This is a genomic window from Sphingomonas hengshuiensis (genome assembly GCF_000935025.1).
In the GTDB taxonomy this organism is placed as follows: domain Bacteria; phylum Pseudomonadota; class Alphaproteobacteria; order Sphingomonadales; family Sphingomonadaceae; genus Sphingomonas; species Sphingomonas hengshuiensis.
Window position 1 is genome coordinate 1,702,427 of sequence record NZ_CP010836.1, and the last position, 21,501, is coordinate 1,723,927.

A 21,501-nucleotide genomic window follows, 5' to 3' on the forward strand; every position below is an offset into this window, starting at 1 on the left:
AGGGACAGAGCGCGCCGCATCCTATTTCTTGTTCTTGACGGTGCGGTCGAAGAAATCGGCCATTTTCTTGAATGCGAACCGAGTCTGGTCCAGCCCCTCGGTATCCCAGCCATGGTTCGCGCCGGGAAGCGTCACGAGTTCGAACATCTGTTCGCGGGCGATCATCTTTTCGGTGAGCGCGACGGTGTCCGAATAGAGCACCACGGGGTCGCGGGTGCCGTGGATGATCATCAGCGGGTCCTTGATCCCCTGCGCCTGGTACAGCGCCGACTGGGCTTCGTAGCGGGCGGGCATGTCCTTGCCGGTGGGTGGCCCCATGATCCATTGCTGCGCGGGATAAGCATGCCAGACATTGGTTGCCGGCGCCCCCGCGATGCCGGCGGCATAGACGCCCGGCTTCTTCGACAGCGACATGATCGTCATCAGCCCGCCATAGCTCGACCCCCAGATCCCGACGCGCTTCGGATCAACATAGCCCTTGTCGACCAGATAGCGGACGCCGCTCTCCAGGTCGTTGATGTCGGTCTCGCCATAGCTGTTATACTGGGTCTGGTTATGGTCGCGGCCCTGCCCCCAGGAACCGCGGACGTTGACGTTCAGGACGATATAGCCCTGCGCGACGAAATATTGGTCGATGCCCCAGGTCGGATGCGCGCGGCGCCCGCCCCATTGGTTCTGCACTGCGTCCGAATAGACCGACCCGACGATCAGCGGATAGCGCTTCGTGGAATCGTAATTGGCCGGCAAGCTCAGCCGCCCGACAAGCGGGAGGCCGTCGACATGGCTCGGAAACTCGACATAGCCGATATTCGCCCAGATCTGGGCGTAGAATTCGGGCTGCGGGGATTTGGTGACCTGCGTCGCACTGCCCGGCTTGGCGAGGTCGAGCAGATAGAGTTCGCCGGGCGTCGTATCGTTGGTGTAGAAATTGGCGGCATGCCGGAAATCGGGCGCATAGACCGGCTCGTTGGTGCCCGCCGCGGCGGTGCTCACGCGCTCGATCCGCCCGCCGGCCACCGGCACCCGATAGAGCTGGCGATCCGACAGATAGGACTGGTTCGACACGAAATAGAGCTGATTGTGCGCGGCATCGACTTCGAAGCTGGCAATCTCCCACTTGCCGCTCGTGATCTGGCGCGGCTTCGCCTTTGCGCTGGGCTGGTGATAGAGGTGCAGCCACCCGTCGCGATCGGTCAGGAGGATCAGGCCGTTGTCGCCGGGGGCCCAGGCGACCTTCCAGTCGGGGCGCAGATGCTTGGGCTCGCGCAGCGTGTAGAAGGTCTCCCGCGCCGCGGACGCCACGTCATAGACATAGACCGTGTGCGCCTTCGCCTCCATGTCGGAGCCGCTGATGAACAGCCGCTTGCCGTCGCGCGACAGGCCATAGTCCCACACGGGGTCCTTCGCCTCGGGTCGCTCGTAGAAGCGCGTGGTGCCCGATGCGAGGTCGACGATTCCGATCCGCGTCTTGGTCGTCTCATCGCCGGGAAAGGCGCGGATCACGCGGTTGTTCTGGAGTTCGCCCTTGGCGTAATAATAGATGTCGCGCTCGGGCATCAGCCGGTCGTCGGCCTGTTCGAACGCGATCGCGCGTGAATCGTCGGACCAATGGAAGCTGTCGACATAGACTTTGGGGTCGTCGTCGCCCGCCACGCGCCGCGCGACATTGCCCGCCGTCGCGGCGGTGTCGCGCACCCACAGCAGCCCGCCCGGCGCCACGCGATTGCGCGGATCGGCGGGGGTGCCCGAGACAAACGCCAGCTGCCGTCCGTCGGGCGAGACTGCGAGCTTGCGGATGCCCTGCTTGTCGGTTTCCACCTTGGTCACGGTGCCGTTGGCGCTGCGGATATGGAGCTGGCCGCCCAGCGTGAAGGCGACGCGGCCGCGATCGAGGAACACCGCCTGGCCGATGCCGCGCTGCTCGGGCTTGGCATCGCGCCCGAGCATCGTCAGCCGGGTCTTCTTTCCGGTCTTGACCGAATAGGACCAGATATCGCGAAAGCCATAGCCCTCGTCGTTCCACAGGAACAGCAATGTGGCGCCATCCGCGGACCAGCTATAGCCCTCTGGCGTGGTGCCGATCAGGCTCTTGGCCCGATACAACTCGTCGATCGAGAGCGTCGTACCGGGCACCTTCGCGGTCCCCTGCGCCGGGGCGTGCGACTGTGTCTGGGCGGCGGCGATATTCACCGGCCCCGCTGTTGCGAGCATCAGCGCAACGACGAGCGCGCGACCGGAAACACTATAGCTGATCATGGCACCACCACTCAAAAACGAAACGCGTCAGGACCCAAGTTCGGGGTCCGGCAGCAACGGCACGCGGCCGCCGCTGCCGGCATCCTGCCCCCTTAGAACTTCTTGCGGAAGCCGATCGTGAAGCGACGACCGATCGCGTCATAGGTATCCCGCTCGTACAGCTGGAACGGAGGGTTGTGGTCGCCGAGATTGTCGACATTGCCATAGAGGGTGAAGCTGGAATCCATGTCGTAGGACATGCTCAGATCGAAATAGCTGATCTGGCCCGTCTCCGTCACCGCAAGCAGCGGCATCGCAGCCTTCGACGCCTTGGCCGCGGCGATACGCCCGTCCTTCACCGAGTCGAGGAAGCGGTGGCGGACCGAGACCTGGAACGCATCGTTCACGTCCCAGCTGAGCCGCTGGGTAAAGCGCCAGATCGGGTTGGCGTTGCCGCAGCTGCCGCCGCCGATATAGCCCGCGCAATCGATCGCCGCGACGATCGGGCTGCTCTGGACCACGCTCTTGATCAGGTAGCTGCCCGCCAGATAATAGCTCAGGCGACCCAGCGACCCGATATCGGTGCGGTAATCGAGCCGGAAATCGACCCCCGACGTCTCCATCGACGCGATGTTGGCGTTGAGCAGCGCGACGTCATAGAGCTGGCCGTCGGGCGTACGCTTGTTGAGCGGCTGGCAGAAGATGTTGCTCATCGACAAATTGGCGCGGCAGGCGGTGATGACCGACTGCAACCCGCCGCCGAACGCCGCGATCGCGCCGTCGATCTTGATGTTGTAATAGTCGACGGTCATCTGGAGGTTCGGCACGAAGGACGGGCGGAGCACCGCACCCACCGACCAGGTGTCCGACGTCTCTTCCTGAAGGTTCGGGTTGCCGCCGGTCAGCGCGCGGATCTGGACATTCTCCTGCTGGAACACGTCGATCACGCTCGCGGGCACGCCCAGCGAGTTGATGCAGAAGGTCCGCTCCGCCGCCGTGCGGCTGGGCCCGGCGTTGCAGAAATCGGTCGCCTGCGGTGCGGTGTTGGTGGTGCCCGAGTACAGCTCGATCACGTTCGGCGCGCGCACCGCCCGCTGGTAGAGGCCGCGGAACTTGAGGCCCGATACCGGCGAATATTCGCCGCCGGCCTTCCATGAGGTCACGCCGCCCGCAGTCGAGTAGTCCGAATACCGGATGCCGCCTTCGAACGCGAGCAGGTTGACGAACGGCAAGTCGGCCAGGATCGGCACGACGAGCTCGCCATAGACTTCCTTGACGTCGAAGCTGCCGCCGGTCGCCTGGATACCCGCCGAGCGCGAGAGCGCCTTGCCCTGGATATAGAGCTGATCCGGCGTGAAGGTGGAGCTTTCCTTGCGATATTCGGCACCGACCGAGATGCCGACATTACCGGCCGGCAGGCTGAACAACGTGCCCGTGACGCTCGCGCCCGCCTGCTTCTGGTGGAGGCGCGTGATGTTGGTCAGGTTGGTATAGATATAGTCGATCATCGGCTTGGTCATCGAATTCAGCCCGAACGGGTTGATCGTGACGCAGCGGGGATCGGTGGTCGCGCAATCATAGGGATTGCTGGGGTTGGTGAGGAAGCTGTTCGCGAAATTGTCGATCAGCACGCCACCGCCCTGGACCTCGGTGATCGAGACATCGCCCTGGTTGTAAAAGACTTCCCAGTTCAGCCGGTCGGTCAGCGCGCCCTTGAAACCCGCGACGAAGCGCGAGAATTCGCGCGTCTGGTCGTCGGTGCGCGAACCGAAGTCGAGCAGGCGGCGGTTGATGTTCAGCGTGACCAGATTGTCGCCGTCGCTGTCGAGGTTGGTGCTCAGGAAACTCCGCAGCGACGGTGCGAGATAGGGGTTACGCAGATCGAGCTGGAATCCCGGGATGAAGCCCGAGCTGCTCATCGGCACCGCGCCCAGCGTCGAGTTGATCTCGTTGCGGACATAGGCGCCTTCCCAGAAGGCGGTGATGCCTTCGGCGACGTCGTAATGGCCGATGATCGATCCCTGCCAGCGCTTCATCGGCATCTGGAGGTTGGTATAGGGGCGGTCGTTGAAGCCGTCCGCCGTCGTATAGGCGCGCCATCCCTCGGGCGCGAAGAAGATGCCGGCGGTGCCGATCGTGTTGCCGAACTGGTCCTTCTTGCCGACCAGCGCGGGCGTGAAGATCGTGCCCTGCGGCGTGACGCCGTTACCACCGGGGACGAGCACGCCCACGCCGTTCTGCACCGCGTCGACCAGATACAGGCTGGCATGGTCGCGGGCGGCGCCCTTGATCATCGAGCGGTCGTAATAGCTGCCGGTGAAGACCATGTTGCCGCGGCCATCGGCGAAATTGCCGCCGACGGTGAATTCGAGATTGTAGCGGCGACCGTCGCCCCGGTCGGTGATGCCATATTGGGCGCCGAGTTCGAGCCCCGAGAAATCGGTCTTGGTGACGAAGTTGACGACACCGGCCATCGCGTCCGAGCCATAGACGGCGGAGGCGCCGCCGGTGACGACTTCAACGCGCTCGATCAGCGAGGGCGGGATCATGTTAAGATCGACGACGCCGTCCTGGCTCGATCCGACGATGCGGCGACCGTTCTGCAGGACCAGCGTACGCGCGGCGCCCAGATTGCGCAGGTTGACCGTCGCCGAGCCATTGCCCGCGTTCGACTGCGCGCCCGCTCCGGCCACGGCCTGGGGCAGCGCATTAAGCAGCTGCTCGGTCTCGAGTGCGGCGGTCTGGCGGATTTCCTCGCTGCCGATCACGTTGACCGGGCTGTTCGAATCGACGTCGGGGCGCGGGATGCGCGACCCGGTGACGGTGATCGATTCATTTTCCTCGGGGCTCGCAGAAGCGCTGTCCGTCGTCTGCGCCAGCGCGCTTCCCATCGCCAATGCTGCCGCCAGCAGTGCCGAGCTACCCCTTAGTGCGATTTGCGTCGCCGAAATCCGATTAGTCCGCATTTTCATATCTCCCCGAATGATATCCCCGCCCTGCGAGCCTGTTCCCGGCCGCTGCCTCTCCGGGCGCCGCCTTATCTCGTGAACAAGTGCGTGATTTTGAGCATATTAGTCGTGGTCGGTCAATCGCGGCGTGCAAAATTTCTGCAACATTGCGCATTCTCGCGACATTCGCGGGCGTTGGATGGAGCGACTCGGCCAGGATGCGGCGGCTTGAACTATAATTGCGTGGATGCCGCCTTGGATATTCCACTTTGATTCGAGCGGAGAGGGAAGGCTGCATGAGTCTGCCACGCGCCGGATCGCTGGCTGCCGACGTTTTCAGCGCAGGCGATCCTGATGCGCGCCTGTGCGCACGGCTCTTGACGGATCACGAAACTCCCTACATCGTATCCATATTCACGCGTTAATGGACGCGTGTGCCGTTGCCGCTGTGGCGTGGCTTCACGAAAGGACGATCGATGGCGAAGGGCACTCGCGTTGCGCTGGCATCCCTGTTGCTGGGGTGTACCGCCCTTTCGGCGTGGATCGCACCGGCGGCAAGCGCGCAGGTCGCGGCGCAGCCTGCGGGTCCGCCCAACGGCACCGGCAGTTATGACGGGCTCGTCGCGCTGTTCGCCGAGTTCAATGGCTGGAAGGACCCCAAGCCCGTCGACGGCGTCGTCGATTACAGCCCGGCCACGGTCGAGAAGCGTCGCGCCGAACTGCGCGCGCTCCAGGCCCGCCTCCCCGACTTTGCGGTCGCGAAATGGGATCGGCACCAGCAGGCCAATTATCTCGCGGTGCGCGCGCAGCTCGACCAGCAGGATTTCATCCTCAACGTCACCAAGCCCTGGGCGCGCGACCCCGGCATGTATGTCGACGAGCTCCAACGCCTCGCCTATGCCGAGCTGCCGCTCAAGCCGGACGCCCTCCCCGCCTATCGCGCGCGGCTCCGGTCGATCCCCGCCTATCTGGCACAGGCGCGCATCAATCTGGACGCCGTCGCCTCCGACTATGCCGACCTCGCGCTGCACAGCCTGTCGCATGGCGACGGCGTGGGGCATGGCATGCCCTATCGCGCAGTCGAGCCCGAGGGGCTGATCGGGTGGTTCGCAGACCTGCACGCGCGCGCCGCGAAGCAGCAGCCGGCGCTGGTCCCCGACATCGCCGCTGCCGAAAAGGCGATCGCCGGCTTTCGCGACTGGCTGACTGCCAATCGCCCGAAGATGACGGCGCGGGCGGGGGTCGGCAAGCCGGCCTATGACTGGTTCCTGACCAATGTCCGGCTGATGCCCTATACTTCCGACCAGGTCGTCGACCTCGCGCAGCGCGAGCTCGAGCGGCACTGGGCGAACTACACCACCGAGCGCCACCGCAACCGCAAGCTGCCCGAGCTTCAGCTTCCCAAATCCGCCGCGGAATATGAGGCGCAGCTTGCGGGCACCGATGCCAAGATCCGCAAATGGCTGGTGGACGAGGAGATCATCACGGTCCCCGACTATATCCCCAAAACCTATCAGGAGCTCGGCTATAACGCGCCGTGGATCGTCCGCCCGACGGGGCCGATGTTCTGGGAACAGGTCCAGTTTCGCGACGTCTCGCCCGATCACCTCCACGCCACCTTCCCCGGCCATCGCTTCGACGGGATGACCGCGAAGCACGTCACCGATCCGATCCGCCGCGCGATCAGCGACAGCGGCCGCACCGAGGGCTGGGGCTTTTACCTGGAGGAGACCGCGCTCCAGCTCGGGCTGTTCGACGATCGCCCGCGGACGCGCGAGCTGATCTACATCTTCGGCCTGTTCCGCGCCGCGCGCACGATGGGCGACGTCAGGATGCAGCGCAACGAGATGACCGTCGCCGAGACGATGACGTTCTGGAAGCGATGGACGCCCTATCTCGACGACAATGTCGCGCGCTCCGATGCCGGCATCTATATCCGGCGCCCGCCGGGCTATGGCATGACCTACACCATCGGAATGATGCAGCTCCAGAAGCTGATGGTCGACCGCAAGCGCCAGTTGGGCGATGCGTTCCGGATCCGGGACTATCACGATTATCTGATGACCACCGGGCGCCTGCCGGTGTCGCTGCTGCGCTACGATCTCACCGGATTTGACGATGAGGTCCAGCGCTTCTGGGCGCATACGCCGCTGTCCGAACTCAAGCGATAACCCCTGGGTCGCAACCGGGAGGCCCCGCGGTCCCATCCAAGGGGCCGCGGGGTTTTTGGGTTTAGGGCCTGCCGTCCATCCGGCGGATCTCGTCGTCCCTGCCCGTCATCTCCCACCGGATCAGCGAGATCGGGATCGACCCGGCGGCGCGGAAGCGATCGTGGAAGCGCTTGATGTCGAAGGTGTCGCCTTCCTGCATCGCGACCTCGGCCAGCAGCTTCTCCAGCTCGACCTTGCCCATATAATAGCCGATGCCATAGCCGGGCTGGCGCAGGTAGAGCTCGATATCGAACTGCGCGACCGCGTCGCCGGGCTGCATCCATTTCGGCGTGCGCGCGACCAGCGAGGCATTGGCCTGTTTCCAGGTCCATTCGTTCGCCTGCATCTTCAGCTCGGGCAGGATGCGCGCGGCGCGCTTGGCGCCGAGGATATAGTCGATCTCGCGCGTCTTGGGCCGATCCTCGAGCAGCCCCGCCTGGAGGATGAACTCCTCGAGATAGAAGGACCAGCCTTCGTTGCGCAGCCCGTTGACGAAGAACAGGCGCTTTCCGCCGCGGATTGGCCGCGTGTCGCGCGCGGCCTGGAGCCCGTCAAAGGCATGCCCGGGCAAATTGTGCGCGCGCAACGGGCGCCCGTCGCGGAACTCGGCCTGGAAGAAGAAATGGAGATGCTGCGGCGGATCGAACAGGCCGGGCTTGGACGGGTCCTTCTCGAACGGGAAGACATAGGGCCCCTCTTCGGGGTCGTGCTGCACATAATCGGGGATCGTCATCCAGTCGCCGTCGCGCAGGAAGCGGAGCAGGTCCTCGTCCTCCGCCTTGCGCTTGGCGTCGAACTGGGCGCGGGTCTGGACCGGATCGATCATCGGGATCGCGCGGTTGCGATGCTCCTCGATCTTGAGGAACGCGACCTGGCGCTCATATTCGCGCTCGCCGATCGTCTCGATCTCCTCGGGCGTGTAAGCGAGGAGCAGGACGTTGCGGAGATACCAGGCGTAATTCTCCCTGCCGACGCCGCCATGCGCCGGGAGCGTCGCCTCGATCCCCTCCAGCCATGTCCTGAAATCCGCCGCCGCCGCCTGCGCGCGCCGGGCGGGTGCGGCGAGTGCGGGCTGGAGCGTGTCCGCCTGCGCTGCCAGCTCGCCATAGACATTCACTTCGACCTGCTTCTGCTGGATCGCGAGCCGGGCAAGGTCGCCGCGCGCGTCGGTCAGGTTCGCCCGCGCCTGACGCAGCACTTCGGGCACCGCATTCAGCTGCGCCGCCAGCGTCTTCGCCTTGGCAGGCGCGATCGGCAGTTTCGGGAGCGCAATCGCGCCTTCCATCTTGGGCCCGAACCCCAGATTGGTGGTGCTGTAGAATGCGGGATCGCGCTTCCATGGCTCGACGACGCGGTGCTGGAATTCGAGCCCGTGCATCTCGGCCCGCACCACCCGGTAATCGACGCGCTGTGCGATCGGCCACGCGCTGTCGTCGATCGCGGCGAGCCGCGCCTGTAGCCGCTTCAGCCCCGCATAATGCCGCGCCATCGCTGCCGGCGAATAATCGGTCACGCCCTTGACGACCGGCGGCGCGACGAAGGCGCGGAACTCGTCATAGAGCGCGACGAGCGCGTCATAGCCCGACGGGGCGGCCTGCGCATGGACGGGCAGCGGCGCCGCGCCAAGGGAAAGCAACGGCGCGACGACGAGCGCCGCGGCGAATTGGAGCCTGGTCTTCGTCTTCATTGCCGTTCTCCCGGATGGTTCATGCCTGGGGATAAGCGGCGCGGGCGGCTCGCCCGGCGCCGCCCCTGCCCTGTGTTACAATGCGTTGAAGAACCGCGTCAGCCGCTCCATCGCCTCGGTCACCCGCGCTTCGGATTCCGAGCCGAAGCACACGCGCAAATGCCCCTCGCCCGCCGGTCCGTAGAAGCTGCCGGACTCGACGACGACATGCGCCTTTTGCAGGATCTCCATCGCCAGCTCCTGCGACCCGCGCCCGGTGCCGCTGATGTCGGGAAAGGCATAGATCGTCCCCTCCGGCTCGGCACAGGTGACCCCCGGCATCTGGTTCAGCGCCTGGACGACGATGTCGCGCTTGCGGCGATCGGCCTCGACCATCGCCAGCATCGCATCCTGCGGCCCGGTGACCGCGGCGCGCGCGCCCTCCTGGATGAAGACGTTGACATGCGTCACGTCGGTCATCGCGATGCGCAGGATCGCGGGCATCAGCGCCGCGTCGGCAGTGAGATAGCCGATCCGCCAGCCGTCCATCGAATAGGCCTTGGTAAAGGCGAAGCAGGTGATCGTCCGCGCGCGCATCCCCGGCAGCGCCGCGATGCTCAGATGCTCCGCCTGGCCATAGGTGATATACTCGTACACCTCGTCCGACAGCACGAGCAGGTCGTGCTCGACCGCGAGATCGGCGACGATCTGGAGTTCCGCGCGGCTATACACGCGGCCGGTGGGATTGGCGGGATTGACCAGCACGATCATCCGCGTGCGATCGGTGATCTTCGCGGCGATCGCATCGCGCGAGATCGCGAAGCCTTTGGCCTTGTCGAGCTGCGCGATCACCACCTTGCCGCCGGCCAGCTCGGTCTTGCCGATATGCTGGGGGTAATAGGGGTCGAGCAGCAGGACTTCGTCGCCCGGATCGATCGCCGCCATGAACGCGGCGAACGACGCATGGGTAAGCCCGTTGGTCACCAGCACTTCGTCGACGCCGTAATCGAGCTTGTTGAAGGTGCGCAGCTTGTCGACCAGCGCCTGGCGGAACGACAAGGTGCCGCGGAAATCGCCATAATGGACGATGCCGGCGTCGAGCGCGGCCTTGGTCGCTTCCTTGATATGCACGGGCGTGTCGGCGTGCGGGCGCCCGAATTCGAGGTGGATCAGGTCCACGCCCTGCGCATCGAGCTTCGATGCCTCGTCATACATGCCGAAGCTCTTTTTCGACCCCGCCGCGAGGCGCTGTGCCGGCCATTTCATCTGATGCCACTCCCGTCCGACTTTGCGTGAATCTGGATACTTTAAGCTTGATATTTTAGGCTTGAAACATTTTCAAGGCCGCATAGGATAATAAGCGCAATCGCACTGCAGGAGTCGCAAGCCCATGAAGATCGCATGCCTCGGCGGCGGCCCGGCGGGCCTCTATTTCGCCATCTCGATGAAGCTGCGCGATCCCGCGCACGAGGTCCATGTGTTCGAACGCAACCGTGAGGGCGACACGTTCGGATGGGGCGTGGTCTTCTCCGATCAGACCGTGGACAATCTGCGCGCCAACGACCCGGTCAGCGGCGAGACGATCGCGCAGGAATTCACGCATTGGAACGATATCGACGTCCGCATCCACGGCGAAAGCGTCCGCTCGTCGGGCCACGGCTTTATCGGCATCGGTCGCAAGCGCCTGCTCGCGATCCTGCAGGACCGCGCCCGCGCGCTGGGTGTGGTCCTGCATTTCGAGCAGGAGGCGAGCGCCGAACTGGCGGACTGGGCCGACTATGACCTCGTCATCGCGGCGGACGGCGCGAACAGCCGCATCCGCGATCGCTATGCCGAGCATTTCGACATCGACATCCAGCCGCGCCGCAACAAGTATATCTGGCTGGGCACGCACAAGGTGTTCGACGCCTTCACCTTCGCGTTCGAGCAGCTGGAGGAGGGCTGGGTCTGGGCGCATGCCTATCGCTTCGATGACAGCCTCTCGACCTTCATCGTCGAGATGGCGCCCGAGACCTGGGCTGCGCTGGGGCTCGACACGATGGGCCAGGACGAGGCGATCGCGTGGAGCGAGCGCGTTTTTGCAAAGCATCTGGACGGCAATGCGCTGATGTCCAACGCCGCGCATCTGCGCGGATCGGCGGCGTGGCTCAACTTCCGCCGGATCATCACCGGGCGCTGGTCCTATGACAAGATCGTGCTGCTGGGCGATGCCGCGCATACCGCGCATTTCTCGATCGGCTCGGGCACCAAGCTTGCGCTGGAGGATGCGATCAAGCTTGCCGAAGTGCTCAACCGCCCCGGCCTCGCCCGCGACGAGGCGCTCGCCGAGTACCAGGCCGAGCGCAGCGTCGAGGTGCTCAAGCTCCAGAACAGCGCCCGCAACTCGACTGAGTGGTTCGAGACGCTCGACCGCTATCTGCCCTTCGCGCCGATCCAGTTTGCCTATTCGCTGCTGACCCGCTCGCAGCGCGTCAGCCACGAGAACCTCCGCCTGCGCGACAAGGGCTGGCTGGAGAGCGTCGAGCGCTGGTTCCAGGCGCAGGCGCCCGGCGGGCCGGGCAACGAGGCCGCCCCGCCGATGTTCGCGCCCTATCGGCTTCGCGAGCTGACGCTGGCGAACCGCATCGTCGTATCGCCGATGGCGATGTACAGCGCGGTGGACGGCACGCCGGGCGACTTCCACCTCGTCCATTATGGCGCGCGGGCACAGGGCGGCGCCGGGCTGGTCTATACCGAGATGACCTGTGTTTCGCCCGACGCGCGGATCACCCCGGGATGCCCGGGCATGTACGCGCCCGAGCATGTCGCGGCATGGCGCCGCATCACCGATTTCGTCCACGCGAACAGCAGCGCGAAGATCTGCCTCCAGCTCGGCCATTCGGGGGCCAAGGGATCGACCCGGATCGGGTGGGAGGGGATGGACACGCCGCTGGAGAGCGGCAACTGGCCGCTGATCGCCGCGTCCGACGTGCCGTGGAGCGCCGCGAACCAGACGCCGCGCCCGATGACGCGCGCGGACATGGATGCGGTGCGCGACGCCTTCGTCGCTTCGACCCGGATGGCGGTCGATGCCGGGTTCGACATGGTCGAGCTGCACGCCGCGCATGGTTACCTGTTGTCGAGCTTCATCACCCCGCTCCAGAACAAGCGCACCGACGACTATGGCGGCAGCCGCGAGAACCGGCTGCGCTTCCCGCTGGAGGTGTTCGCGGCGATGCGCGCCGCCTGGCCCGCCGAGCGCCCGATGTCAGTCCGCATCTCCGCCACCGACTGGATGGGGGACCAGGGCGTCACGCCGGACGAGGCAGTGCTGATCGCGCAGGCGTTCCACGATGCGGGCGCCGACCTGATCGACGTGTCCGCCGGGCAGACCTGGGCGGAGTGCAGCCCGGTCTATGGCCGGATGTTCCAGACGCCTTTCGCCGACCAGATCCGCAACGAAGCGCGCGTATCGACGATGGCGGTGGGCAACATCTTCGAGACCGATCACGCCAACTCGATCCTCGCCGCCGGGCGTGCCGATCTGGTCGCGGTGGGCCGCCCGCACATGATCGACCCGATGTGGACGCTGCGCGCCGCCGCCCAGCACGGCTATCGCGGGGTCGCGGTGCCCCCGAACTACGCCGCCGGGATGGGCCAGCTTGCCCGCAACCTCAAGCGCGCCGCCGAGCAGGACGCATTGCTGCGTGGCTGAGATGCGGCTTCAGGGCGTGCATGCGCTGGTCACCGGCGGCGGCTCGGGGATCGGGGCGGCGATCGCGCGCGCGCTGGCGGCGGAGGGCGCGGCGCTGACGCTGGTCGGGCGGCGTCGCGACGCGTTGGAAGCGGTGGCGGCGACCTTGCCCGGCGCGTGTGTCGCGCCTGCCGACATTACCGATTGCGCGGCGGTCGACGCCGCTTTCGCCGAGGCGCGGGCCGCGCATGGCCCGATCGGTATCCTCGTTAACAACGCCGGTGCCGCGACCAGTGCCCCCTTTGCCAAAGTCACCGCAGAGGCATGGCGCGCGACGATGGCAGTGAATGTCGATGCGCTGTTCCATTGCTGCCAGTCCGCTTTGCCCGACTTGCTCGACGCACCGGCAGGCCGGATCGTCACCATCGCCTCGACCGCCGGCGTCCGCGGCTATGCCTATACCGCGCCCTATGTCGCGTCGAAGCACGCCGCAATCGGGCTTACCCGCGCGCTCGCGCTCGAACTGGCGGGGAGCCGGGTGACCGTCAACGCCGTGTGCCCGGGCTTCACCGACACCGACATCGTCTCGGCAACGATCGCCACGATCCGCAGCAAGACCGGACGCAGCGAAGCCGAGGCGCTGGCCGAGCTGACGCGATTCAATCCGCAGAAGCGGCTGATCGAACCCGCCGAAGTCGCCGAGGCGGCATTGTGGCTCAGCCTGCCCTCGGCCAAGTCGATCACCGGCCAGGCGATCCTCGTCGCCGGCGGAGAAGTGATGTGAGCAGTGAGACGATGATCCGCGAAAAGCATGACGGCGCACTCGACGACCGGACCAGCGTCCGGCTGTGGCTGCGGCTGCTGACCTGCACCACCGTCATCGAGAAGCGGCTCAAGCGGCGCTTTGCCGATCAATATGGCATCACCCTGCCCCGGTTCGACGTGATGGCGGCGCTGGATCGCCACCCCGAGGGGATGACGATGGGCCAGCTGTCACAGGCGCTGCTGGTGTCGAGCGGCAATGTCACCGGGGTCGTGCAGGCGCTGCTGCGCGAGGGCTATGTCAGCATGGCGGCGTCCCCCACCGATGGCCGCGCGTCGATCGCGCGGCTGACCGAGGCGGGGCGTGACTGCTTCACCGGGCTCGCCGAATCGCACCATGAATGGATCGAGGCGATGCTGGCGGGCGTCCCGCGCGAGGAGCGCGTGGCGATGTACGACCTGCTCGGCGTGCTCAAGACCTCGCTCGCCGCCGATACCGGAGAGGAACAGCCATGAACCCCGAGCATTTCGCGCCCGTCCATTTCGGCTGGCATTTCGCTGACGGCGTCGCCACCGTCACGCTCAACCGGCCCGAGCGCAAGAACCCGCTCACCTTCGAAAGCTATGCCGAACTGCGCGATGCGTTCCGCGCGCTGGTCTACACGCCCGCGGTCAAGGCGGTGGTCGTCACTGGCGCGGGGGGCAATTTCTCGTCGGGCGGCGACGTGCATGAGATCATCGGCCCGCTGACGCGGATGGCGATGCCCGAACTGCTCGCCTTCACGCGGATGACCGGCGACCTGGTCAAGGCGATGCGCGCCTGTCCGCAGCCGATCGTCGCGGCGATCGACGGCATCTGCGTCGGCGCCGGGGCGATATTGGCAATGGCGTCCGACCTGCGCCTCGCGACCCCCTCGGCAAAGACTGCCTTCCTGTTCACCCGCGTCGGGCTGGCCGGGTGCGACATGGGCGCGTGCGCGATCCTGCCGCGGATCATCGGCCAGGGGCGCGCGGCGGAGTTGCTTTACACGGGCCGGATGATGACCGCCGACGAAGGCGAGCGCTGGGGTTTCCACAACCGGCTGGTCGCCGCCGACGCGTTGGTCGAGGACGCGCTGGCGCTCGCCCGATCGCTCGCCGCAGGCCCGACCTTCGCGCACGGCATCACCAAGACCCAGCTCAACACCGAATGGGCGGTCGGTATCGAAACCGCGATCGAAATGGAGGCGCAGGCGCAGGCGATCTGCATGGCGACCAACGATTTCCGCCGCGCGTTCGAGGCGTTTGCCGACAAGCGCACGCCTGTGTTCGAGGGCGACTGATGGCCGACCGCAGCTTCCTCGACTGGCCGTTCCTAGATGATGGCCACCGCCGGCTGGCGGACGAACTCGACGCGTGGTGCGCCGCGACCCTCGCCCCTGCGCATGGCGGCGATGTCGATGCCGAGTGCCGCGCGCTGGTCCGCAGCCTGGGCGATGCCGGATGGCTGCGTTACTGCGTGCCGGCAGCCTATGGCGGCATCCATGAGACGCTCGACATCCGCTCGCTGGCGCTGATCCGCGAGACGCTGGCGCGGCATTCGGGGCTCGCCGACTTCGCCTTTGCGATGCAGGGACTGGGCTCGGGGACGATCACGCTGCTCGGCACCGAGGCGCAGAAGCGGGCCTATCTCCCCGCCGTCGCGCGCGGCGAAAAGATTGCCGCGTTTGCGCTGACCGAGCCCGCCTCGGGATCGGACGTGGCATCGATGGAGACCATCGCCGAGCGGACCGCCAATGGCTACCGCGTCAACGGCGCCAAGACCTATATCTCCAATGGCGGGATCGCCGATTATTATGTGCTGTTCGCCCGCACCGGCGAGGCGCCCGGCTCGCGCGGGATTTCGGCGTTCGTCGTGGACGCCGACACCCCCGGGCTGGCGGTAACCGAACGGCTGGAGGTGATCGCGCCGCACCCGCTGGCGACGCTGGCGTTCACCGACATGGCGCTGCCCGAGACCGCGCTGCTGGGCGAGGCCGGGCGGGGATTTGCCGCGGCGATGGCGACGCTCGACATCTTCCGCACGACCGTGGGCGCCGCTGCGCTCGGCTTTGCCCGCCGCGCGCTGGACGAGGCGACCGCGCGGGTGCGGGTACGCCGGCTCGGCAACGGCACGCTGGCCGACAATCCGATCACCCAGTCGAAGCTGGCCGAGATGGTGCTCGACATCGATACCTCGGCGCTGCTGATTTACCGCGCCGGGTGGCTGCGCGACGTGCGGGGCGTGCGCAACACGCGCGAGGCCGCGCTCGCCAAGCTCCACGCCACCGACAGCGCGCAAAGCGTGATCGACAAGGCGGTGCAGATGTTCGGCGGGCTCGGCGTCACGGTGGGCGTGCCGGTCGAGGCGCTGTACCGCGAGGTCCGCGCGCTACGCATCTATGAAGGCGCGTCCGAGGTGCAGAAGGTCGTGATCGCGCGCCAGCATCTGGCCGACAGCGCCGCCTGATGTTCAGCGTCACCTACCCCTTGCGCTTCGCCCACTGCGATCCGGCAGGCATCGCCTATTATCCCCGCTATTTCGAGCTGTGCGACGCCGCGATCGAGGATTGGTCCGCCGAGATACTCGGGTGCAGCCGCCGGACGATGCACCTCGAACTGGGCATGGGGCTGCCCACGGTCGACCTGCACGCCAGCTTCGCGGCGCCCAGCCGCCTGGGCGACCTGCTCGACATCCGCGTCGCCGTGACGCGCGTGGGGCGCAGTTCGGTCGACCTCGCGCTCGACATCAGCTCGGGCGGCGAGCCGCGGTTCCACGTCCGCTACACCCAGGTCCTGACCGATCTCGCGCGGCAGAAATCGGTGCCCTGGCCCCCCGCCCTGCTATTATGCCTGAACAGAGAGTGCCCATGACGATGCGAAGCCTGCTGCCCCCCGGCTGGAAACGGCCCCGCGGCTATTCCAACGGCGTTTCCGCCAGCGGTCGCATGGTCTTCACCGCCGGCGTCGTCGGCTGGGACGAGACCGAGACGTTTGTCGCGACCGACCTGGTCGGCCAGTTCCGCCAGGTGCTGGTCAACACGCTCGCGATCCTTGCCGAGGACGGCGCCGGGCCTGAGCATATCGTGCGCATGACCTGGTACATTACCAGCCGTTCGGAGTATCTCGACGGGCTCGCCGGCATCGGCGAGGCATATCGCGCATTGATCGGGAAGCATTTTCCGGCGATGGCGGTGGTCGAGGTGGTCGCGCTGATGGAGGCTGCGGCGAAGGTCGAGATCGAGACCATTGCCGTCGTCCCTGCCTGACGAACAACCCTAGCAAACTGAGGATAGTCCCTTGCAGAAATTCGACTGGGCCGACCCGTTCCTGATCGAGGACCAGCTCGACGACGATGAGCGGATGATCCGCGACAGCGCCCGCGCCTATGCCGAGGACAAGCTGGCGCCGCGCATCATCGACGCCTTCGCCAACGAGACGACCGATCCCGAGATCTTCCGCGAAATGGGTGCGCTGGGGCTGCTCGGCCCCACGATCCCGGAGGAATATGGCGGCGTCGGCACCTCCTATGTCGCCTATGGCCTGATCGCGCGCGAAGTCGAGCGCATCGACTCGGGCTATCGCTCGATGATGAGCGTCCAGTCGAGCCTGGTCATGTACCCGATCCATGCATTCGGGTCCGAAGCGCAGAAGCGCCGTTATCTGCCCAAGCTGGCGAGCGGCGAGTGGATCGGCTGTTTCGGGCTGACCGAGCCCGATGCCGGTTCCGATCCCGGCGGGATGCGCACCCGCGCGACCAAGATCGACGGCGGCTATCGGCTCCACGGCGCCAAGACCTGGATTTCCAATTCGCCGATCGCCGACGTGTTCGTGATCTGGGCGAAGTCGGACGCGCATGGCGGCGCGATCCGCGGCTTCGTGCTCGAAAAGGGTGCGAAGGGGCTGGAGGCGCCCAAGATCGAGGGCAAGCTGTCGCTGCGTGCGTCGATCACCGGCATGATCCTGCTCGACGAAGTCGAAGTCGGCGAGGATGCGCTGCTGCCCGATGTCGAGGGGCTGAAGGGCCCATTCTCGTGCCTCAACCGTGCGCGCTACGGGATCAGCTGGGGGGCGCTGGGCGCCGCCGAATTCTGTTTCCATGCCGCGCGCCAATATGGGCTCGATCGCCACCAATTCGGTCGTCCGCTTGCCGCGACCCAGCTTTTCCAGAAGAAGCTGGCCGACATGGAGACCGACATCGCGCTGGGGCTACAGGCGTCGCTGCGCGTCGGGCGGCTGATGGATGCGGGCAAGTTCGCGCCCGAGATGATCTCGATCGTCAAGCGCAACAATGTCGGCAAGGCACTCGATATCGCGCGGATGGCGCGCGACATGCACGGCGGCAACGGCATTTCGGGCGAATATCAGGTCATGCGCCACGCGATGAACCTCGAGACCGTCAACACCTATGAGGGCGCGCACGACGTCCATGCGCTGATCCTGGGGCGTGCGATCACGGGCATCGCCGCCTTCTGACGGCATGCGGGGACGCTTCCCAAGGGCGGCGTCCCCCTTGCTTCACACGCAGACGGAGGTCGCCGCCACGGGCATGCCGGTGACGATCGTCGCGACCAGCCCCGTCACTGCGGAGGCCAGTGCAAGCCGCCGCTCGAGCCCCGGGGGCGAGCGTCGCGCCCACCAGATGACCGCAGCCCCCGCCGCGGCGAGGAGCAGCCAGGTCCCGATCAGGCTCGCCCGGAACAGCGTGAAGCCGATCAGCGCAGCGCCCTCGCCTTCGCGCGCGCAGCCCAGCCCGTGCATCGCGTAGAGCAGCGCAAAACCGAAGCCCCAGAGCAGCAGCCCGGCGCTGGCGCGCAGCAACAGCCTCATGCCACCAGCTCCGGAACGAACAGGCATAGCAGCACGAGGATCGTCGCCACCGCGGCATAGTCGCCGAACAGCCGGGCGATCGCCGCCTCCTGCGCGCGCGCCGCCGAAACATAGCCCGCCCGGATGCGCGCCGCGAGGAAGCCGTTGCACAGCAAGGCGATGGCGGCATGCAGCGTCGCATAAGCGATCAGCGCCCAACTCGCGGCGGCATAGGCATGGCCGGTCGGCGCCGGCAATGCCGTGACCCCGGTCGCGACCAACGCGCCGGCGACGATCGCCTGCGCCGCCGCGCCTGCCAGCGCAGCCCGCCGGGCCGGGCCGAGCGATCCGGTTCCGACCGATGCCTGCGCCCGGCGCGCCAGCACTGCGGCCGACACCGCCGCCGCGGCGGCGATCACCCCGATCGCGACACCGCCGTCGATCCGTTCGGGGGGCGGCCAGTTCGGCGCGACCACCCAGAGAAACGCATAGCCAAACACCAGCGACGCCAGCAGCGTGGCATCGGCGACGAGCAGCAAGCTGGTCCCCCACCAGCTCGGCGCCCCCGCGACTTCGCGATGGATCGGCGCAGTCTGGCCCAGCCCGATCGCGACGGCACCCACATCCTCGCGCGCACCGAGCAGCCACGCCCAACGCCACCCCAGCGCTACCACCCCGGCCAGCGGGAGAAGCGCGAGCCAATATTGGCCGAGCAGCAGCGACAGAAAGAAACCGCCGGTCACCACGGCAGTCAGGATCGGCAGCCGGGTATTGCCCGGCAGGATGACGACATGGTCGACTGCGCCAGTGGCACTGTCCACTGCCATCGTCTCGCGCCAGCCATACCGCGCTTCGGGCAGATACCCCTCGCCGCGCACGAGCTTGAGCGCCAGCTCGGGATCGGCCGCAAGCGGCTCGCGGTCGTCGACATGCGGCTGGCTGGCGATGTTATACGCGGCGGGGGGAAGCGGCATCGCCCATTCCAGCGTGCCCGCGCGCCACGGATTGCGGCGGCTGCGGCGCGAGGCGAAAATCTGGAGCCCGACATCGATCGCGAACAACGCGAACCCGAACGCCATGATGAAGCTGCCCACCGACGACAACAGGTTGAGCCATGTCCACCCCATGTCGCCGGAATAGGAATAGATGCGCCGCGGCATCCCCAGCAGCCCGGTCAGGTGCATCAGGAAGAAGGTGAGGTTGAACCCGATTATTATCAGCCAGAACGCCGCCTCGCCCAGTCGCGGGACCCGCGCCCGCCCGGTGAAATGAGGCAGCCAGTAATGCGCGCCCGCGAGCATCGGGAAAATGAACCCGCCGACCAGCACGTAGTGAAGATGGGCGACGACGAAATAGCTGTCATGCGCCTGCCCGTCGAACGGCACCATCGCCAGCATCACGCCCGTCAGCCCGCCCAGCACGAATACCTGGAAGAAACCGAGCAGGTACAGCATCGGCAGCTTAAGCTCCGGCCTGCCGTTCCACAATGTCCCGATCCACGCGAACACCTGGATCGCGGTCGGCACCGCGACCAGCGCCGACGCTGCGGAGAAGAACCCCAGCGCCATGTGTGGTATGCCGGTGGTGAACATGTGGTGGACCCACAGCCCGAAGCTGAGGAACGCCAGCGCAAGCAACGCCGCCACGATCCAGCCATAGCCGAGGATCGTGGTGCGGGCCATCACCGGCAGCACCGTCGATACCACTCCGGCGGCGGGCAGGAAGATGATGTAGACCTCAGGGTGGCCGAACAGCCAGAACAAATGCTGCCACAGCATCGCACTTCCGCCCCGCACGGGATCGAAGAACGGCCAATCGAACGCGCGCTCGACCTCCAGCAGGATCGAACCCAGGATCAGCGGCGGAAACGCCACGATCATCATGAAGGCGGTGATCAGCAGATACCAGGCGAACAGCGGCATCCGGTCCAGCCGCATCCCCGGCGCGCGCAGCTTGAGCACCGAGACGATGATCTCGATCGCGGCGGAAATCGCTGAAATCTCGACAAAGGTGATGCCGAGCAACCAGACATCGGCGTTGATCCCCGGCGTATAGGCCTTGGACGATAGCGGGGTGTACATGAACCATCCGCCATCGGGCGCCACGCCGAGCGCGAGCGCCCCGATCAGGATGCTCCCGCCGAACAGATAGCACCACCAGCCATAGGCCGACAGCCGGGGGAAGGCCATGTCGCGGCTCCCCAGCATCTTGGGGAGCATGTACAGCGCCAGCCCCTCGAACATCGGGATCGCGAACAGGAACATCATGATGCTGCCATGCATCGTGAAGAGCTGGTTATAGACGGCGGGGCCGACGAAGGCGCTGTCCGGCGTCGCAAGCTGCGCACGGATCAGCATCGCCAATATCCCGCCGATCGCGAAAAAAGCGAACGCGGCAAGGATGAAGCGCCGGCCGATGTCCGAATGGTTGACCGACGCGATCGTCCCGCGCCATCCCCTGGGGGTGCCCCAGATCGCAGTCAGCGCGCGGTGTCGCCGCAAGGGGGTCATCGCCCGGCTCCATTCTGAAAAGCAGCCCAGCCCGCAGGATCGTGCGCGATGACTCGGAAGCGGTTGCGGGCATGGTGCAGCCCGCAGAATTCGGCGCATTGCCCCTCGAAAATTCCCGGCGCGCTCGCCTCCAGCCGCAGCACATTCACCTGGCCGGGGACGGCGTCCATCTTGCCGCCCAGCCGGGGGACCCAGAAGCTGTGAATGACGTCGGTCGAGCCGATCTGGACGTCGATCGGGCGCCCGGCGGGGATGTTCAGCACGTCGCGGGTCTCGATCACCCCCGCCGCGCCCGGCTGGCGAAAGCTCCAATACCATTGGTGCCCGGTCGCATCGACCTTGAGCACCCCCGGCGCGGGCCTGGCGATCGTCCGTTCGCCCAGCATCAGCGCATAGCCGAGCAGGACCGTCAGAATGACCGCAGGCATCGCGACGCCCAGCCAGCCGATCCACAAGCCTGCGCCCCCCGCCCCGCCCCGCTGCCGCCGGCGGAACGCAAGCGCGAGCAATCCGAACACCAGCAGCGACAGTATCGCCGCGCCTGCGAGCATCCCCCACCACAAAGTCGCAATGTCGTCCGCCGCCGGGCCCTGTGCGTCGAGCGTGGACAACGGCCCGGCGCAGCCGCCGGCAATCAAGGCTGGCATCGCGGCGGCGATTCGGTGCAAGG

At 66.4% G+C, this 21,501-nt stretch carries 16 protein-coding genes; 9 read left to right on the forward strand and 7 right to left on the reverse strand.

What is annotated here, in order from left to right; translation table 11 throughout:
* Positions 1–21: 21 nt before the first annotated feature.
* On the reverse strand, positions 22–2,256 hold the full coding sequence (locus tag TS85_RS07535; RefSeq protein WP_044331424.1) for a prolyl oligopeptidase family serine peptidase: 2,235 nt from the start codon (positions 2,254–2,256) through the stop codon (positions 22–24).
* Between the two features lie 92 nt (positions 2,257–2,348).
* Positions 2,349–5,201, reverse strand: a complete 2,853-nt coding sequence (locus tag TS85_RS07540; protein WP_162184705.1) for a TonB-dependent receptor plug domain-containing protein — start codon at positions 5,199–5,201, stop codon at positions 2,349–2,351.
* Between the two features lie 458 nt (positions 5,202–5,659).
* On the opposite strand from TS85_RS07540, the gene TS85_RS07545 reads away from it, so the two are divergent.
* Positions 5,660–7,354 carry a DUF885 family protein gene (locus TS85_RS07545; RefSeq protein WP_044331426.1) on the forward strand — a complete coding sequence of 565 codons (1,695 nt, stop codon included), beginning with the start codon at positions 5,660–5,662 and terminating at the stop codon, positions 7,352–7,354.
* 61 nt (positions 7,355–7,415) lie between these two features.
* Here the strand turns inward: TS85_RS07545 and TS85_RS07550 are convergent, their stop codons facing one another.
* Entirely contained in the window at positions 7,416–9,080 is a 1,665-nt protein-coding gene (locus tag TS85_RS07550; protein WP_044331427.1) for a DUF885 family protein, read from the reverse strand.
* Positions 9,081–9,155: 75 nt separating this feature from the next.
* Complete coding sequence (locus TS85_RS07555; protein WP_044331428.1) at positions 9,156–10,325, reverse strand: pyridoxal phosphate-dependent aminotransferase; 1,170 nt, start codon at positions 10,323–10,325, stop codon at positions 9,156–9,158.
* A 124-nt stretch (positions 10,326–10,449) separates the two neighbouring features.
* Between TS85_RS07555 and TS85_RS07560 the strand changes: the two genes are divergently transcribed.
* The 8 genes from TS85_RS07560 to TS85_RS07595 are packed head-to-tail and all read left to right on the forward strand — an operon-like array spanning position 10,450 to position 17,988.
* Complete coding sequence (locus TS85_RS07560; RefSeq protein ID WP_044331429.1) at positions 10,450–12,753, forward strand: bifunctional salicylyl-CoA 5-hydroxylase/oxidoreductase; 2,304 nt, start codon at positions 10,450–10,452, stop codon at positions 12,751–12,753.
* A 1-nt stretch (position 12,754) separates the two neighbouring features.
* Complete coding sequence (locus tag TS85_RS07565) at positions 12,755–13,516, forward strand: SDR family NAD(P)-dependent oxidoreductase (protein ID WP_044331430.1); 762 nt, start codon at positions 12,755–12,757, stop codon at positions 13,514–13,516.
* Positions 13,513–14,010, forward strand: coding sequence for a MarR family winged helix-turn-helix transcriptional regulator (locus TS85_RS07570; RefSeq protein WP_227698708.1), 498 nt, complete (start codon positions 13,513–13,515; stop codon positions 14,008–14,010). The genes TS85_RS07565 and TS85_RS07570 overlap by 4 nt, the downstream gene beginning before the upstream one ends.
* Positions 14,007–14,816, forward strand: coding sequence for an enoyl-CoA hydratase family protein (locus TS85_RS07575; RefSeq protein ID WP_044331433.1), 810 nt, complete (start codon positions 14,007–14,009; stop codon positions 14,814–14,816). Before TS85_RS07570 ends, TS85_RS07575 begins: the two co-directional genes overlap by 4 nt.
* The gene (locus TS85_RS07580) at positions 14,816–15,982 is read left to right on the forward strand and encodes an acyl-CoA dehydrogenase family protein (protein WP_044331434.1); all 1,167 of its coding nucleotides are present in this window, start codon (positions 14,816–14,818) and stop codon (positions 15,980–15,982) included. Before TS85_RS07575 ends, TS85_RS07580 begins: the two co-directional genes overlap by 1 nt.
* Positions 15,982–16,386 (forward strand): acyl-CoA thioesterase, encoded by a 405-nt coding sequence (locus tag TS85_RS07585; protein WP_044331435.1) that lies wholly within the window; start codon positions 15,982–15,984, stop codon positions 16,384–16,386. The genes TS85_RS07580 and TS85_RS07585 overlap by 1 nt, the downstream gene beginning before the upstream one ends.
* Positions 16,383–16,781: a RidA family protein gene (locus tag TS85_RS07590; RefSeq protein WP_227698709.1), complete on the forward strand. Its 399-nt coding sequence runs from the start codon at positions 16,383–16,385 to the stop codon at positions 16,779–16,781. The genes TS85_RS07585 and TS85_RS07590 overlap by 4 nt, the downstream gene beginning before the upstream one ends.
* A gap of 31 nt (positions 16,782–16,812) precedes the next feature.
* Entirely contained in the window at positions 16,813–17,988 is a 1,176-nt protein-coding gene (locus tag TS85_RS07595) for an acyl-CoA dehydrogenase (protein ID WP_044331436.1), read from the forward strand.
* A 42-nt stretch (positions 17,989–18,030) separates the two neighbouring features.
* Here the strand turns inward: TS85_RS07595 and TS85_RS07600 are convergent, their stop codons facing one another.
* The 3 genes from TS85_RS07600 to coxB are packed head-to-tail and all read right to left on the reverse strand — an operon-like array spanning position 18,031 to position 21,478.
* On the reverse strand, positions 18,031–18,342 hold the full coding sequence (locus TS85_RS07600) for a hypothetical protein (protein WP_052507802.1): 312 nt from the start codon (positions 18,340–18,342) through the stop codon (positions 18,031–18,033).
* Positions 18,339–20,831, reverse strand: a complete 2,493-nt coding sequence (gene ctaD / locus TS85_RS07605; RefSeq protein ID WP_044331437.1) for a cytochrome c oxidase subunit I — start codon at positions 20,829–20,831, stop codon at positions 18,339–18,341. The genes TS85_RS07600 and ctaD overlap by 4 nt, the downstream gene beginning before the upstream one ends.
* Positions 20,828–21,478, reverse strand: a complete 651-nt coding sequence (gene coxB, locus TS85_RS07610; RefSeq protein ID WP_044336041.1) for a cytochrome c oxidase subunit II — start codon at positions 21,476–21,478, stop codon at positions 20,828–20,830. Before coxB ends, ctaD begins: the two co-directional genes overlap by 4 nt.
* Positions 21,479–21,501: the final 23 nt, after the last annotated feature.